The 14160-nt window shown below is 74.1% G+C and carries 13 protein-coding genes; 7 read left to right on the top strand and 6 right to left on the bottom strand.

The features are described 5' to 3' along the window. Window positions 1–33: 33 nt before the first annotated feature. Window positions 34–1881 (bottom strand): hypothetical protein, encoded by a 1848-nt coding sequence (locus tag G3I78_RS53190; RefSeq protein WP_343243752.1) that lies wholly within the window; start codon window positions 1879–1881, stop codon window positions 34–36. Between the two features lie 168 nt (window positions 1882–2049). Then, on the bottom strand, window positions 2050–3780 hold the full coding sequence (locus G3I78_RS53185; protein WP_343243751.1) for a hypothetical protein: 1731 nt from the start codon (window positions 3778–3780) through the stop codon (window positions 2050–2052). 161 nt (window positions 3781–3941) lie between these two features. Here G3I78_RS53185 and G3I78_RS14615 point away from each other — a divergent pair, with 161 nt between their 5' ends. After that, a complete protein-coding gene (locus tag G3I78_RS14615) occupies window positions 3942–4715 on the top strand; it encodes an NPP1 family protein (RefSeq protein ID WP_164424363.1) in 774 nt (257 codons plus the stop codon). 82 nt (window positions 4716–4797) lie between these two features. Here the strand turns inward: G3I78_RS14615 and G3I78_RS14610 are convergent, their stop codons facing one another. Continuing rightward, the gene (locus tag G3I78_RS14610; RefSeq protein ID WP_164424361.1) at window positions 4798–5610 is read right to left on the bottom strand and encodes a hypothetical protein; all 813 of its coding nucleotides are present in this window, start codon (window positions 5608–5610) and stop codon (window positions 4798–4800) included. Between the two features lie 116 nt (window positions 5611–5726). Here G3I78_RS14610 and G3I78_RS14605 point away from each other — a divergent pair, with 116 nt between their 5' ends. Continuing rightward, window positions 5727–6962 (top strand): amidohydrolase, encoded by a 1236-nt coding sequence (locus G3I78_RS14605; protein ID WP_164424359.1) that lies wholly within the window; start codon window positions 5727–5729, stop codon window positions 6960–6962. Here the strand turns inward: G3I78_RS14605 and G3I78_RS14600 are convergent. Then, window positions 6959–8113, bottom strand: a complete 1155-nt coding sequence (locus G3I78_RS14600; protein WP_164424357.1) for a hypothetical protein — start codon at window positions 8111–8113, stop codon at window positions 6959–6961. The two genes, G3I78_RS14605 and G3I78_RS14600, sit on opposite strands and share 4 nt — an antisense overlap. Window positions 8114–8359: 246 nt before the next feature. Between G3I78_RS14600 and G3I78_RS14595 the strand changes: the two genes are divergently transcribed. Then, window positions 8360–8788 (top strand): hypothetical protein, encoded by a 429-nt coding sequence (locus G3I78_RS14595; protein WP_164424355.1) that lies wholly within the window; start codon window positions 8360–8362, stop codon window positions 8786–8788. Window positions 8789–8863: 75 nt separating this feature from the next. Here the strand turns inward: G3I78_RS14595 and G3I78_RS14590 are convergent, their stop codons facing one another. Next, entirely contained in the window at window positions 8864–9412 is a 549-nt protein-coding gene (locus G3I78_RS14590; RefSeq protein WP_164424353.1) for an SH3 domain-containing protein, read from the bottom strand. 120 nt (window positions 9413–9532) lie between these two features. Here G3I78_RS14590 and G3I78_RS14585 point away from each other — a divergent pair, with 120 nt between their 5' ends. Together G3I78_RS14585 and G3I78_RS14580 are read left to right on the top strand one after the other, a co-directional pair. Continuing rightward, a complete protein-coding gene (locus G3I78_RS14585; RefSeq protein WP_239157829.1) occupies window positions 9533–10408 on the top strand; it encodes a hypothetical protein in 876 nt (291 codons plus the stop codon). A 54-nt stretch (window positions 10409–10462) separates the two neighbouring features. After that, window positions 10463–11059: an HAD family acid phosphatase gene (locus tag G3I78_RS14580; RefSeq protein WP_164424351.1), complete on the top strand. Its 597-nt coding sequence runs from the start codon at window positions 10463–10465 to the stop codon at window positions 11057–11059. Here G3I78_RS14580 and G3I78_RS14575 read toward each other — a convergent pair. Continuing rightward, window positions 11038–12381: a PLP-dependent aminotransferase family protein gene (locus G3I78_RS14575; RefSeq protein ID WP_164424349.1), complete on the bottom strand. Its 1344-nt coding sequence runs from the start codon at window positions 12379–12381 to the stop codon at window positions 11038–11040. The genes G3I78_RS14580 and G3I78_RS14575 overlap by 22 nt on opposite strands. Window positions 12382–12455: 74 nt before the next feature. Here G3I78_RS14575 and G3I78_RS14570 point away from each other — a divergent pair, with 74 nt between their 5' ends. Together G3I78_RS14570 and G3I78_RS14565 are read left to right on the top strand one after the other, a co-directional pair. After that, complete coding sequence (locus G3I78_RS14570) at window positions 12456–13202, top strand: alpha/beta hydrolase (RefSeq protein WP_164424347.1); 747 nt, start codon at window positions 12456–12458, stop codon at window positions 13200–13202. Between the two features lie 10 nt (window positions 13203–13212). Further along, entirely contained in the window at window positions 13213–14160 is a 948-nt protein-coding gene (locus G3I78_RS14565) for an endonuclease/exonuclease/phosphatase family protein (protein ID WP_164424345.1), read from the top strand.

The raw sequence follows: 14160 nt of genomic DNA, 5'->3' as shown, positions 1-14160 counted from the left end.
ACACACGCATCCCAAAGGTTCCGCAAAGTCGCGTCAGCAGATCTTCCGGTACCCCGCGTCGGGGATGTACGTCCGCCACTGCGCCCTGGTGAGGTCCCCGCCCGCGCGGGCGCAGACCCGGGCGACCGCCTGCTCGGGGGTGATGACGTACCGCTGGAAGGGGACGTGCGCGCCGCCCGCGTACAGCGTGGTGCCGTCGGCGCTGAAGGCCAGCGAGTCGACGCGCTCGCCCGGCGTGGTCAGCGGGCCGCCGAGCGGCTGGAGGGTCTGCACGTCCCAGAGCTGGAGGGTGCCCGCGTCGCCGCCGACGGCGAGGGTGCGGCCGTCCGGGTCGAAGGCGAGCGCGGAGACGGCCTCCGGGGTGTCGCCGAGCGGGCCGGGGAAGACGTTGCGCAGCACGCCCGCCCGGCGCTTCAGCGCACCGTCCCACAGGGCGACCCGCCCCGTCTGGTCACCGGCCGCGAGCAGCGCGCCGTCCGCGCTGAAGGCGAGGGCGCCGACCTCCTCGCCCTGGACCAGGTCGTGGCGGCTCACCCGGCCGGACGGCAGCCGGGCGGTGCGGCCGTCGCCGACGAGGAGCCGGCCGCCCGGGTCGACGGCGAGGTCGGTGCTCGCCATCCCGTCGAGCACGGCGGTCCGGCGCCCGCGCCCGGTGTCCCAGACCTCGTCGCGGACCTCGCCGCTCGGCTCTTCGTACCCCGCCGGGCGGGAGACGTACAGGGTGCGTCCGCCGGGGCCGAGGGCGAGCGTGCTGACCGCCCGCCCGGGCAGGTCCAGGGTGGCGCGGGCCCGGCCGAGCCGCAGGTCCCACAGGGTGAAGTGCTGGGTGCGGGCGTCCGCGCCGGGCGCGGAGACGCCGTAGACGAAGGCGGAGCCGTCCGGGGCGAACGCCATCAGGGGCAGCGCGTCGACCGCCAGGACGGGGGCGGACGGGTCGCTGGAGACGGGCAGCCGCACCGGCGGCAGGGTGCGTCCGGGGCTCCCCGCGCGCGTGGAGTACAGCTGGAAGACGTAGTCGTCGCCGACGAGCCGTACGGTGGCCCGGGTCCGGCCGTCCGGGCCGAACCGCACGTCGGACACGGGGTCGGCGCGCCAGCCGGGGCCGACGGCGCTGCCCAGGTCGAGGGTGTGGACGGTGCCGCCCTCCAGGTAGCGCAGCTCGGGCCTGCGGGGGTCCCAGGCGAGACCGCCGTACAGGTGCTGGTTGTTGAGGGAGCGGCGGAAGACGGGGGTCTCGGGGTCGGAGAGCCGCCACACGCGCAGCTCCTGGCCGTCGCCGGTGGCGAGGAAGGCACCGTCGCGGCTGAAGGCGGCGTACGACACGTGCGCGTCGGCGATCTCGGCTACCTGGTCGCCGGAGCCGGTGTCCCAGACCCGGATCGCGCCCGCGGTGACGGCGGCGAACCGGTGGCCGCTGCCCTCGCCGGCCACCAGCATCGAGGTGTCCCCGTCGGCGCAGGCGTCGGCGACGGCCGTCCAGTGGCCCGGCAGCACCCGGCCGCTCGCGGTGTCGCGGACCTCGGGGGTGCGCCGCCCGGCCGGGCAGACGGCGACCCGGCCGCCGTCCGCGCTCGGGGCCACGTCGGCGAGGCCGAGGGCGCGGGTGGAGAGGAGCGGGCGGCCGCCGGCGACCGAGCGCAGGGTCACCGTGTCGTCGGCCATGCGGTCGGCCGCGTAGGCCCGGCCGTCGGCGGTGAAGCGGACGTCGGCCGTGTCGGCGGGCAGCGCCGGGGCGGCCGTCCACCGCACGGCCGTCGCGTCCCACAGCCGTACGCCCGCCCCGGCGATCTGCACCGCGAACAGCCGCGCGTCGGGGGAGACGGCGAGCACGGAGCCGCTCTCCGGCAGCCGGCCCGAGGCGATCCGGCGGTGCCCCGGCACGTCCCAGGTGCGCCAGACGCCGTCCTCGACGCTGAGCAGGACGCGCCCCGAGCCGGTGAGCAGCCGCTGCGGGGTGTCGCCCGGCGCCGGGTCGGTGAAGGTGTCCGTCTCGGGCTGGGTGAGGGAGCCGAGCAGGGCCCGGCGGGTCTCGGGGAGTTCGGCGACCCGCTAGGCGGCGGCGCCGAGCAGCTGGGCGGTGCGCGGGTCGGTGGTGCGCATCGCGTCGGCTATCTCGGCGACCCGGCGGGCCGCGTCGTCGGTGCGCCGGCGCTGGTTGTCGCGGTGCTGCTGGTAGGCGGCCAGGCCCGCGACCAGCGCCACCACCAGGAGCGCGGAGAGCGCGGTGCGCAGCCGTCGGCCCCGGCGCGCGGTCGCGGCGGCGGCGAGGTCGTCGGCGTCGCGGGCGGCCAGCGAGGCGTCGAGATACGTCCGCTCCGGCGCGGTGAGGAAACCGGCGCTCCCCTCGTCCGTCAGCAGTTTGCGCGCCTCGTCGAGCCGGGCGCCCCGGTACAGGGCGCCGGGGTCGCGTCCGGCGGACTCCCAGTCGGCGGCGGCGTCGCTCAGCCGGCGCCGGCGGCGCAGCAGGTCGCGCTCCTCCTCGATCCAGCCGTCCAGCCGGGGCCAGCAGGTGATCAGGGCCTCGTGGGCGAGCTGCACGCCCTCCTCGTCCACGGTCAGCAGCCGGGCCCTGGCCAGCCGGTCCACCACGACCGGCGTCTCCGGGTCGGCGCACTCGTCGAGTTCGGTCCGGCCGAGCGGGCGCCGGGTGTCGGGGGTGCCGTGGCCCGGCTCGACCATCCGCAGCAGCAGCTGCCGGGCGGTGCGGGCCTGTGCCGGGGACAGCCGGCCGTACACCTCCTCGGCGCTCGCCGCGATGGCGCCGTGCACTCCGCCGGCCGCCTCGTACGCGGCCAGGGTCAGCAGCCGGCCCTTGCGCCGCCGCCAGGTCTCCAGGAGCACGTGGGAGAGCATCGGCAGTCCGCCGGGGCGGCCGAGGACGTCCTCGACGAGCCGCGCGGTCAGCTCCCGCTCGACCAGGTGCCCGACCGCCTGCGCGGGCCCTACGACCGTCTCCTTCAGCTCGTCCGCCGTCATCGGGCCGAGCAGCAGCCCGGCGTCGCCCAGGGCGTCCGCGAGGGCGCGGTGCTCGGCGCAGCGGGCGTAGAAGTCGGCCCGTACGGTGATCAGGACCCGCAGCCGGCTGTCCGGGTCGCGGGCGGCCAGCAGCAGGTCGATGAAGCGGGAGCGCTCCCGCGGGTCGTGGCAGAGGGTGAAGACCTCCTCGAACTGGTCGACCACGACCCAGCTCTCCCGCTCGCCCTCGGCCGGGGTCAGCAGATGCGCGTAGGTGGCGGCGGGCCGGGGTCCGGGGGTCAGGACGCGCAGCACCGCCGGGCGCTCGCGGCGGGCCGTCTCCTGCCGGAGGCGGGGGATGAGGCCGGCGCGCAGCAGGGAGGACTTTCCGCTGCCGGACGCCCCGAACAGCACCGCGAACCGGTGGTCGCACACCAGCCGGTGCAGCTGGTCGAGCATGCGGTCGCGGCCGAAGAACAGGTCGTGGTCGTCGGGTTCGAAGCGGGCGAGGCCCCGGTAGGGCGGCGCCGCGTCGGCCGGTTCCTCCCGGCCCGCCTCGTTCAGCCGCGACTCCGCCTCCTTCCAGCGCGGTTCCCACTCCCCAAGGTCGCCGCCGCAGGCCCGGACGTATCCCTGGACGACGGCGAGCGACGGCAGCCGTTCACCGGCGGCGGCCTGGGACAGGGTGGTCGCGGAGAAGCCGCCGAGCGCCGACATGGCCCGGTACGAGGGGGAGCCCGCGGATCTGCGCAGTTCCCTCAGCTCGTGTGCGAGGCGCTGGACGGGACCTGCGTCCGGGTCCAGCGGTCGTTCGGGGCGTCCCATGGGCGACAACGTACGTTTGCGCACGATCCGTCGTAAACGAACACAAGATGTGAGGTTGATGACGGATACACGTGGGGATTGTGGGCCATGCGGATTGATCGCGTTGATTTCAGTGACGAAATGAGCTGCCTATCAACGTGCGGGTTGCCAGGCTGCCTCTCATGCCCCAGACCAAGAACAGCACGAAGTCCCGCCTCGGCAAGGCCGCGCTCGTCATCGGCAGCGCCGCCGCCCTGGCCGTCGGCATGGCAGGCAGCGCCAGCGCGGGCATCCTGAACCCGCTGCCGTGGAGCGGAACCACCTTCCAGAACAAGTACATGCCGTACTTCGACTACGACTCGGACAGCTGCTTCCCGGCCGCCGCCGTCGACGCGAACGGCAACGTCAACGGTGGTCTCAACCCGTCCGGCTCGCTCACCGGCGGCTGCCGCACCAACCACCTCGGCAAGGCGAACACCTACGCGCAGTCCCTGTGCAAGAACGGCTGGTGCGCCTACGCGTACACGCTGTACTTCGAGAAGGACCAGTGCGACCCCACCAGCATCACCGAGTGCGGGCACCGCCACGACTGGGAGTCCGTCGTGGTGTTCCAGAAGCAGGGCGAGGAGAAGCCGCGCTATCTGGCCGCCTCCCGGCACGGCGGGTACAGCACCCACCCGATCAACGAGGTGCCGATGAACGGCAACCACGTCGAGATCGTCTACCACAAGGACGGTCCGAGCACCCACGCCTTCCGCTTCGCCAAGTGGGGCGAGAAGCCGATCGCCTGGGGCAACGGCAACTGGGACACGCCCGCGCTGGTCAACTTCGCCGGGCTGAACAAGAACCTCCAGGACAAGCTGAACCAGAACTGGGGCAACGCCAACTTCCAGATCGGCAAGAACTTCCTCAGCAACGTCAACAAGGCCCGCCCCTCCGCGGTCCCCGCCTTCTGACGCGTCACCCCCCGTACGGCGGCCGCCGGCACCCACTCCCCCTGGTGCCGGCGGCCGCTTTCCCGTGTCCGGGACCGGCGGGTCACATGTCGGTGCCGCCCGGCATACCGGTACCGCCCTGCATGCCGGTGCCGCCCGGCAGGTCCGTGCGCTCCCGCGCCGGCTGGCCGCGCATGGCGTCCTCGCGGCCCGCCTGGTAGGCGCTCATGCTGCCCCTGGCGCGCGTCGACTCGGTCTCCACCGTGGTCAGCATCCGCTCCCAGCGCTGCCGCATCGGCTGGATCATGCCGCCGCCGACACCGACGACCAGGACACCGACGACGGTGGCGAGCGCCGCGTACAGCAGCGGCCGGGTGACGTCCCGGGCGATGCCCGCCTGGCCGAGGGCGGCTATGACACCGAGGGCGAGGATGCAGGCCCACAGGACGGTGGCGACCGTACGGCCGTAGGAGACCGACGACAGGGCGCCGCCGACGATGCCCCGGACCGCGTTGGCGATGGCCATGGCGACCACGATCAGGACGACCGCGACGATGCCGCGCGGCAGCCAGGCGACGATGCCGTTGATCATCGTGGAGACGGGGTTGTCGCCGAAGACGCCGAGCGCGAGCTGGAGGGTGATCAGCATCAGCGCGTAGTAGACGATCTTGCAGACGATGCCCGTCATGTCGTACTGGGAGTCCCGCAGCAGCCGCTGGGTGCCCGCGCGTTCCGACAGCCGCTCGGAGCCGACCTTGCGCAGGACCCGGTCCAGGACGCGGGCGATCATCTTCGAGACGAACCAGCCGATGGCCAGGACGACCAGGAAGGCGACCAGCTTGGGAACGAACTGGGCGACCTTCGACCAGGCGTCGTTGAGGCCTTGTGTGAAATCTATGGACAGGGTCGTGGCCATGCTGGCCTTCCTTAGGTGGATGCCGTCCCCCTGCTTCGTGGATAGCAGCGCGACCGGCCCCCGGCCGCGGGATGTGCGGCCATGCGGGTGACGTCCGCGGCGCCTACGCTGCCCGCATGACGTCTGCCGCCGCCCGTACCGCGCTGGAGCTCACCGCCGGCCTCCCGCTCCCCGATCTGGAGGACTTCTACCGGGATCTGCACCGCCACCCCGAGCTGTCGTTCGAGGAACACCGCACGGCGGGGCTGCTCGCCGGGCGGCTGAGGGCGGCCGGGTTCGAGACCGCCGAAGGTATCGCCGGCACCGGGGTCGCCGGGGTCCTGCGCAACGGCGACGGGCCGACGGTCCTGCTCCGCGCCGACCTGGACGCCCTCCCGGTCGAGGAGAGGACCGGGCTGCCGTACGCCTCCGAGCGGCCCGGGGCCATGCACGCCTGCGGGCACGACCTGCACGTGACCTGGCTGGCGGGGGCGGCGAAGGCGCTCGCGGACGGGCGGGAGACCTGGTCCGGGACGCTGCTCCTGGTGGGCCAGCCCGCCGAGGAGACCGGCAGCGGGGCGGCCGCGATGGTCGCGGACGGGCTCTACGACCGTTTCCCGCGCCCCGACGTGCTGCTGGGCCAGCATGTGGCACCGGGACCGGCGGGCCTGTACGCGCATGTGCCGGGTCTGATCATGTCGGCGACGACCGACGTGGAGATCGTGGTGCACGGCCGGGGCGGGCACGGCTCACGGCCCGAGACGACCGTCGACCCGGTGGTGACGGCCGCGTACATCGTCACGCGGCTCCAGACGGTTGTCAGCCGGGAGATCAAGCCGCGCGAGTCCGCGGTCCTGACCGTCGGCCGGATCGAGGCGGGCACGGCGCCGAACGTCATCCCCTCGACCGCGCGCATCTCCCTGAACCTGCGCACCCAGTCGGAGGCGGTCCGGGACCGCATGCTCGCCGCGATCCGCCGGATCGCCGAGGGCGAGTGCCACGCGGCGGGCTGTCCGCGCGAGCCCGAGGTCACCCTCGGCGGCTCCTTCCCGGTCACCGTCAACGACCCGGAGACCGACCACCGCATCGCCGCCGTGCACCGCGAGGTCCTCGGCACCGACACCGTCTTCGACTCGGGCCCGGCGATGGGCAGCGAGGACTTCTCCCTGCTCGCGGTCGGCGAACTCCCGTACTCCTACTGGTTCGTGACCTCCACCCCGGCCGACGTGTGGGACGCGGCACCGGGCGAGGACCTGATGGAGAAGTTCGACGCGGTCCCGAGCAACCACAGTCCGCACTTCGCGCCGGATCTGTCGACGGTGGGTCCGGGGGTGCGGACGCTGGTGTCGGGGGCGCTGGCGTACCTGGTCTAGAACGGGGTCGCCTGCAACTCCCTGAGCTGCTTGCGGACGTTCTCCAGCGCGCCGGGTCGGCGGCCGGGGACGCGGGTGCGCAACTGGGCGAGCGGGGCGCCGAGTTCCTGGGCGCTGGACTTGTCGCGGACCTGGCCCCACTGGTGGTGGGCGCGGTCCACGGCCTTCTCCACGGCCGCCGAGTCCGGGGCCTGTCCGCCGGCCAGCCGGGTCTCCGCCACGGTCAGCCAGATCCGGCAGCTGCGCGCCGAGTCCCGGGCGAACATCGCGAGATCCGCCCGGACTTCGGACCAGTGCAGGGCCTGCTCGGAGGCGGACCCGTGGGCCTGCGCGGCGGCCTGCTCGTGGGCCAGGGCGAGGGCGTCGGCGTCCTGGTGCCGGCCGGCCTGGACCGCCGCGGTGATCTGGACGTGCGGGTCCTGGGGGCGCTCGGGTGGCTTCGGCGCCTCCGGGGTCCGGGGACGAGGCCGTTCGGGACGGTAGGGGGGTCTGGCGGCGAAGCCCCCGGGGGCGGCCACCGGAACCGGCGGCACCGTCAGTACGACGTCCCCGTACGCGTCGGGTCCCAGCCTGGTGAACGCCTGTTGGTGCAACTGCTCCACCGGCGGCCGCCATCCGCTGCGCAGGATCGTCGCGATCGTCTTCATGTACGCCGGCGAGGCCACCGTACGACGGGACGGCGGCGGCGCGATCCGCCCGTACACCGCGTTGTTGCGCCCGGAGTCCAGCGCGTGGGCCCGCAGCCAGGCCCAGGCGTCCGCGTCGGCGTGCAGGTCGAGGAAGAGCGTCGTGGAACCCGGGGCGCGCAGCCGGAACTCCTCGCGGATCCACTGCCAGGGCAGCGCGGTGTAGCGGACCGTGGCCGGTGTGGTGCGGGCCAGCGCGAGGTGGGGCAGGTGCTGGCGGCGGTCCAGGGCGAGCTGGCCCGCGACGAACACGGTGAGCGGCCCGGGTGCGGCAGCGGCGGCCCGCAGCCGGGTGAGGACGGCCTGCGGGTCCAGGGGGTCGGCGAGTTCGATGACGTTGGCCGTGTCGGTGCCGGAGAGCACGGTCGGGGACACCGCCGCGAGGACGGGGAGCACGGAGGCCGCGTCCACCAGACAGCTCTTGCCCACCGGCGAGGCGGCGAGCAGCAGCACGGTTCCCGGCATCGGTCCCTCCCCATCCCCCGTGGATCACTTACGGCAGCACGGTAACCGGTGCCGCTGCAAAGGGGAGTTCTCAGGATCGCAAACGTCCCTTTCCTGCCCGCTCGTCGGCCCCGTCGCGGACCGGGCCGGCCGGTCGGCGGGGTCACGGCGAAGCCGGTGCCGTCATTCGACTTGCCAGGGTCTGCCGGCAGGTGTGCTCTGGTAGTCCGGGGGCGTAGCGGGGGGTGGAGAGAGAGGAGTGCCCTCATGGCTCATGCGGCACCCGCGGGCGGATTCGCCCGGACACCCGACGTGTTCAGCCCGAAGGTCCATCTGGCGGCCCGGTACGGCATCCCGGTCGTGCTGGGGCTCGTCTACGGCTACTGGGCGGCGGCGAACCGCCGTGACGGCGGGCCGATCACCGGCTGGAACCTGCTGTTCGGCTTCGTGACGGCGGTCGCCTTCATCGTGCTGTGCCTGGCCGTGGCCACCTTCGCTCCGCTGCTCAAGCGTGAGCTGCATTCCGCTGTGAAGTCCGGGTTCGCCGGCGCGGCGGTGGGGTTCCTGTACAGCCAGAGCGGGGAGAGCGTGCTGCGCTCCACGGCGGTCGGTCTCGCGGTCGCCGCGGGGATCTTCGGGGTGTTCTTCTACCGGTACTACACGCACGAGGACGGCGAGGGGAACCGCATCCGCTGACGGTGACGCTGACGGACCATGCGTCCGGGCCCCGGCTTTGAGGCCGGGGCCCGGACGCTTCCCTCATCCCTCCACTCACCAGGCGCCCGGTACCCAGCTCCAGGCGTCCGACGAGGATCCGGCCGCGCTCCAGCTCCAGGAGCCCGAGGCGCTCCACGAGCCGGAGCCGGAGGCTGCCCAGGAGTCGGAACCGGAGTTCCAGCTCGGGTCGCTCCAGTCGGCGTTGTTCCAGGTGTTGTCCTTCCACTGCGGGCAGGGATCCGCACAGGTCGGCACGGAACGCCAGCCGGTGTCGACGAACTCGGCGCTCACCCATCCCTGGGCACCGGTGAACCAGTACCAGTACGGGTTGCCGTTGACGCTCTGCCCGCGGACCATGCACTCGACCCGGTCCTGACTGCCCGGTGAGAGCTGGTCGACGACGGCGGAGTGCGTGGTGGGCTCCGCCCGCACGTTGAGCGCGGTGCGGGAGACGATGGTGCCCCAGATCGGACCGCCGCCACCGTGGCCTTCGGCGTACGTGGGCGGGGCTGCCGCCGCGAACGTGCCCGCCGCCGAAACGGCGAGCGTTCCGCCGGTGAGCAGGGCCACGGCCAGGGTCCGCAGGGCCGTAGTGGTGCGCATGGTCGGCCTCCTTCATCCCCTTGATCCATGAGACACCCGTTCGGGTGAACCCTCCACCGGAAGGTGGAATCCCCAGCTCCACGGCTCGCGCGGGCGCCTTCGGGCGTCTTGCCTGGAGGGATGACCCCCCGTGTCCGCGGCGCCCTGTCGGCTGTACTGATCGCCCTGGCCTGTCTGCTGCTGCCGTTCGGCACGCTGGCGGCCTGGGCGGCGTACGGGCTCGCGGACTCCGGCCGGTACGTCACCGCGATGGCACCGCTCGCCGCCGACCCGGCGGTGCGGGACGCGGTGGAGGGGGAGGTCTCGGAGCCGCTGCGGCCCTTCGTGCACGACTTCGCGCGCACCCCGGCCTTCCCCGCCGCGTGGGACGCCGGCAACCGGGCCGTCCACGACGCCGTGCTGAGCGCGCTGCACGACGGCGGCAGCCACGAGGTGACCGTCGACCTCGCCGACGTGGAGCGTCAACTGTCCTACGAGCACCTGCCGTTGGACCTCCCCCGGGCCCGGGTCGCCGTGCTCCCCGCGCCCGAGCTCGACCGTCTCCGGAAGGGCTACGACGTGCTCGAAGTCGCCGGTTTCTGGCTGCCCGTCACGGCCGCGGTCCTCGCCGTGGCCGGCATCGCGGTCGCCGCCTGCCGCCGCCGCGCGCTCACCGCGACCGCCCTCGGCACGGCGCTCGGCGGTGCGCTGCTGGGTCTCGCCGTGGCCGTCGGCCGCCATCTGACCCTCACCGACCTGCCCGACCCGGCCCACCGCCCGGCCGCGGGCGCCATCTACGACGCCCTGACGGCCACCCTGCGCCAGGCCTCCTGGCTGCTGGTCGCCCTGGGCCTGACGATCGCCCTCGCCGCCTGGGCCGGTGCCCGCCTCCGAAGCCGCGAGACGAGTTCGCCCCGGCCCGTCTCACAGGTTTCTGACCAGTCCATGACCTTCGTGTCACCCGGTGATCCCCCGGCCGCCACCCGCCCCACGCCGGACCCGGGAAACGTGAGCTGACGACCGGCCGCCGGCCCGAACCGCGTGGCCGCCGTGATCCGAGGAGCTCGCACGATGACACGTATCACCACCCGCCACGCCGTCGCCGCCACCGTGACCGGCCTCGCCCTGTCGCTCGCCGCCGCGCTGCCCGCCCAGGCCGCCGACTCGACGGTCACCGAGGCGCAGTGGCTGTCCGACGTGGCCGCCGTCACCGGTCCCGCGCAGACCTACATCGACCAGCGGGCCGCCGCGAACACCTCCGGCGCCAAGCTCGCGATCGTGCTGGACATCGACAACACCGCGCTGGAGAGCCACTTCGAGGGCGTCGGCACCTCCACCCCGGCCACCCCGCCGGTGCTGGCGCTCGCGCAGGACGCGCATGCCAAGGGCCTGAGCGTGTTCTTCATCAGCGCCCGCAGCAACCTCTTCAACTCGGTGACCACGTCCAACCTCAAGTCGGTCGGCTACACCGTCGACGGCCTGTACGCCCGCACGGTCGCGCAGCTGGTCACCGAGTCCGTCCAGGACTTCAAGACCTCGCAGCGCAAGGCGATCGAGGCGAACGGCTACGACGTCGTCGCCAACATCGGCAACAACACCACGGACCTGAACGGCGGTTACGCCGACGCCACCTACAAGCTGCCCGACTACGACGGCCTGCTGGACTGACCCGCGCCCCGCGCGGCGAGTTCGGCGAGGGTGCGCAGGGCTCGTTCCAGGTCCGCCGTGGGGGCCGACGCCAGGCCGAGCCGTACCGCGGCCGGGGTGCGGTTCGGGTCCACGGCGAAGGAGGGGCCGGGGGAGACGGCGATGCCGAGCGCCGCGGCGGCGGCCGTGAAGGTCTCCGCCCGCCAGGGTGCGGGGAGTTCCCACCAGGCGTAGTAGGCGCGCGGGTCGGAGCGTACGGCGAAACCGTCCAGGCAGCGGGCCGCCAGCCGCTGCCTGCGCGCCGCTTCGGCCCGCTTGGCGCCGACCAGGCGGGCCACGGTCCCGTCCGCCATCCACCCCGCCGCGGCCTCCAGGGCGAACCGCCCCGCGCTCCAGCCCCCGGACCGCACCGCGTCGGCCACCGCCGCCACCCGCTCCCCCGGTACGACGAGGAAGCCCACGGTGAGGCCGGGCGCGACCCGCTTGGAGAGCCCGTCGACGACATGGGTGAGCGCGGGCGCGTGGGCCGCGAGCGGGTCGTCGGTGTCCGCGAGGAACGACCAGATGCGGTCCTCGACGACCGGGATGCCCAAGTCCTCGACGGTGAGCGCGAGTTGGCGCCTGCGGGCGCGGCTCATGGTCACCGAGGTCGGGTTGTGCAGGGTCGGCTGGACGTACAGGGCCGACAGGGGAGCCGTGCGGTGCGCGGCGGCGACCGATTCGGGCCGCAGTCCGTCCGCGTCCGTGGCCAGCGGCACCAGCGTGAGGCCGAGCCGGGCCGCGATCTCCTTGACCACGGGGTACGTCAGCTCCTCGACGCCGACCCGGCCGCCCGGCCGGACCAGGGAGGCGAGGGCGGCGGCGACGGCCTGGCGGGCGTTGCCGGTGAACAGCACCCGGTCCGCGCCGGGCCGCCAGCCGGGCGTGGTGAGCAGCGCGGCCGTGGCCGCACGGGCGGCCGGGGTGCCGTTCGCGGCGGCGGGACGCAGCGCCTCGGTCAGCACGTCGGGCCGCAGCAGGGGCGCGAGGGCACCGGCGAGCAGCTCGGACTGGCCTTCCGCGGACGGGTAGTTGAGCTCCAGGTTGACGGGCGCCCCCGCGTCCTCGACGATCCCCCGGCCCGGCCGCACCGGCACACCCGCCCGCACGAAGGTCCCGCGTCCCACCTCGCCGACGACCAGTCCCCGCCGCACGAGTTCGCCGTACGCCCGCTCCGCCGTCGACGGGGCGATCCCGTGCCGCCGCGCGAACTGCCGTTGCGGGGGCAGCCGTTCGCCGGGACGCAGTCGCCCGGAGACGATGTCGGCGGCTATGCGGTCGGCGATGCGCCGGAAGTCGTGCACGGGTCCCCCTGTGATTGCACCGAGGACAAAGATTTTATTGCACCGACGAAAACCGGCTGCCTAGGGTCGACGACATGACGGCGATCCCCCTGGTCCTTGTCCACGGCCACCCCTTCGACCACACGATGTGGCACCCGCAGACCGAGGCGTTCTCCGCCTCCCGCCGGGTGATCACCCCCGACCTGCGCGGCTACGGCGCCACGCCCGCCGGGTCCCCCGTCGAGACCTTCGGACAGTTCGCCGAGGACATCGAGGCGCTGCTGGACCGGCTCGACGTACCGGCCTGCGTGCTGGCGGGACTGTCCATGGGCGGCCAGATCGTCATGGACTGCTACCGGCGCTTCCCCGGCCGGATCCGGGGCCTGGTCCTCGCCGACACCTTCCCGGCGGCCGAGACCCCCGAGGGCGTGCGGGCCCGGCACGCCGCGGCGGACCGGCTGCTGCGCGAGGGCATGGGCCCGTACGCCGACGAGGTGCTGGAGAAGATGGTCGCGCCGTACGCCTCCGCCGAGGTCAAGGCCCACGTCCACGGCATGATGACGGCCACCCGACCCGAGTCCGCCGCCGCGGCCCTGCGCGCCCGTGCCGCCCGCCCCGACTACCGCGAGCTGCTGACCCGGGTCACCGTCCCGGCGCTGGTCGCCGTGGGCGCCGACGACACCTACACGCCGGTCGCGGACGCGGCGGCGATGCGGGCGGCGCTCCCGGACGCGGAGCTCAGGGTGTTCGAGGGCGCGGCCCACCTGCCGAATCTGGAGCGGGCGCAGGAGTTCAACGCCGCGCTCGGGGAGTTCCTGGCGAAGGTCGACAGCCGCTCGTAGGCTCGGGACGGTGACCCGCCGGAGCCTCGGTATCTGGACCGCCGCCCTGCTCTTCGCCGCCGTGAGCGCGGTCCTGGGCTGCCGTCTCGCCGACACCGACGGCATCACCCCCGTCCCCCAGCTCCTCGCCTTCCTGCCCTGGCTGCTGGCGCCCGCCGGAGCGGGCCTGGCGCTCGCGCTGCTCACCCGCTGGTGGCCGGGGACGGTGTGGGCGGCCGTGGTCCTGGGCCTGCTGGCCTGGTTCGTCGAGCCGTACGGCAGCGGCGGCGAACCGGACGGCCGGGCGCTCGCCTCCTTCCGCGTCCTGACCTCGAACGTCGAGTTCGGCCGGGCCACCGGCGCCCTCGTCACCGCCGTCCGCGAGGAGCGACCCGATGTCGTGTTCGTGGAGGAGTGCGAGTACGGCTGCTCGGCCACCCTGCGCCGGACCCTGGCCGGTGACTACCCCTACCGGCGGTCGGTGGAGGGCGGCGGCTCGACGGGGTCGGTGATCCTGAGCCGCTTCCCGCTGCGGGCGGCCCCGCCGGTCCCGGCCACGATGGGCATGCCCGGCGCCGTCGCCGACGTGCGCGGTCACGCCGTACGCCTGCAACTCGCGCATCCGATGCCGCCGCTGCCCGGACAACTGGACGTGTGGCGCGGGGAGTTGGGAAAGCTGCGGGACTTCGCCGCGACGGCCGCACGGAGCCCGGCGATCCTCGCCGGGGACTTCAACGCCTCCCAGGACCACGCGGCCTTCCGCGCGATCCTCGACACCGGCCTGCGCGACGCGGCCCGCCTCGCCGGCTCCGGCCGCACCCCGACCTGGCCGGCCCGCACCGCCCCGGCGATCGGCGCGCAGATCGACCACGTGCTGGTGTCGGCGGACTTCTCGGCGCGGGACGCGCGCTTCCTGGACCTGGCGGACACCGACCACCGGGCGCTGCTCGTGGACGTCACGCTGCACGGGTCCCGATGA

The sequence above is a fragment of the Streptomyces sp. SID13726 genome (genome assembly GCF_010548375.1).
Taxonomy (GTDB): Bacteria; Actinomycetota; Actinomycetes; order Streptomycetales; family Streptomycetaceae; genus Streptomyces.
The sequence above is the reverse complement of the archived record's forward strand: the minus strand, read 5'-3'. Positions and strand labels throughout refer to the sequence as shown.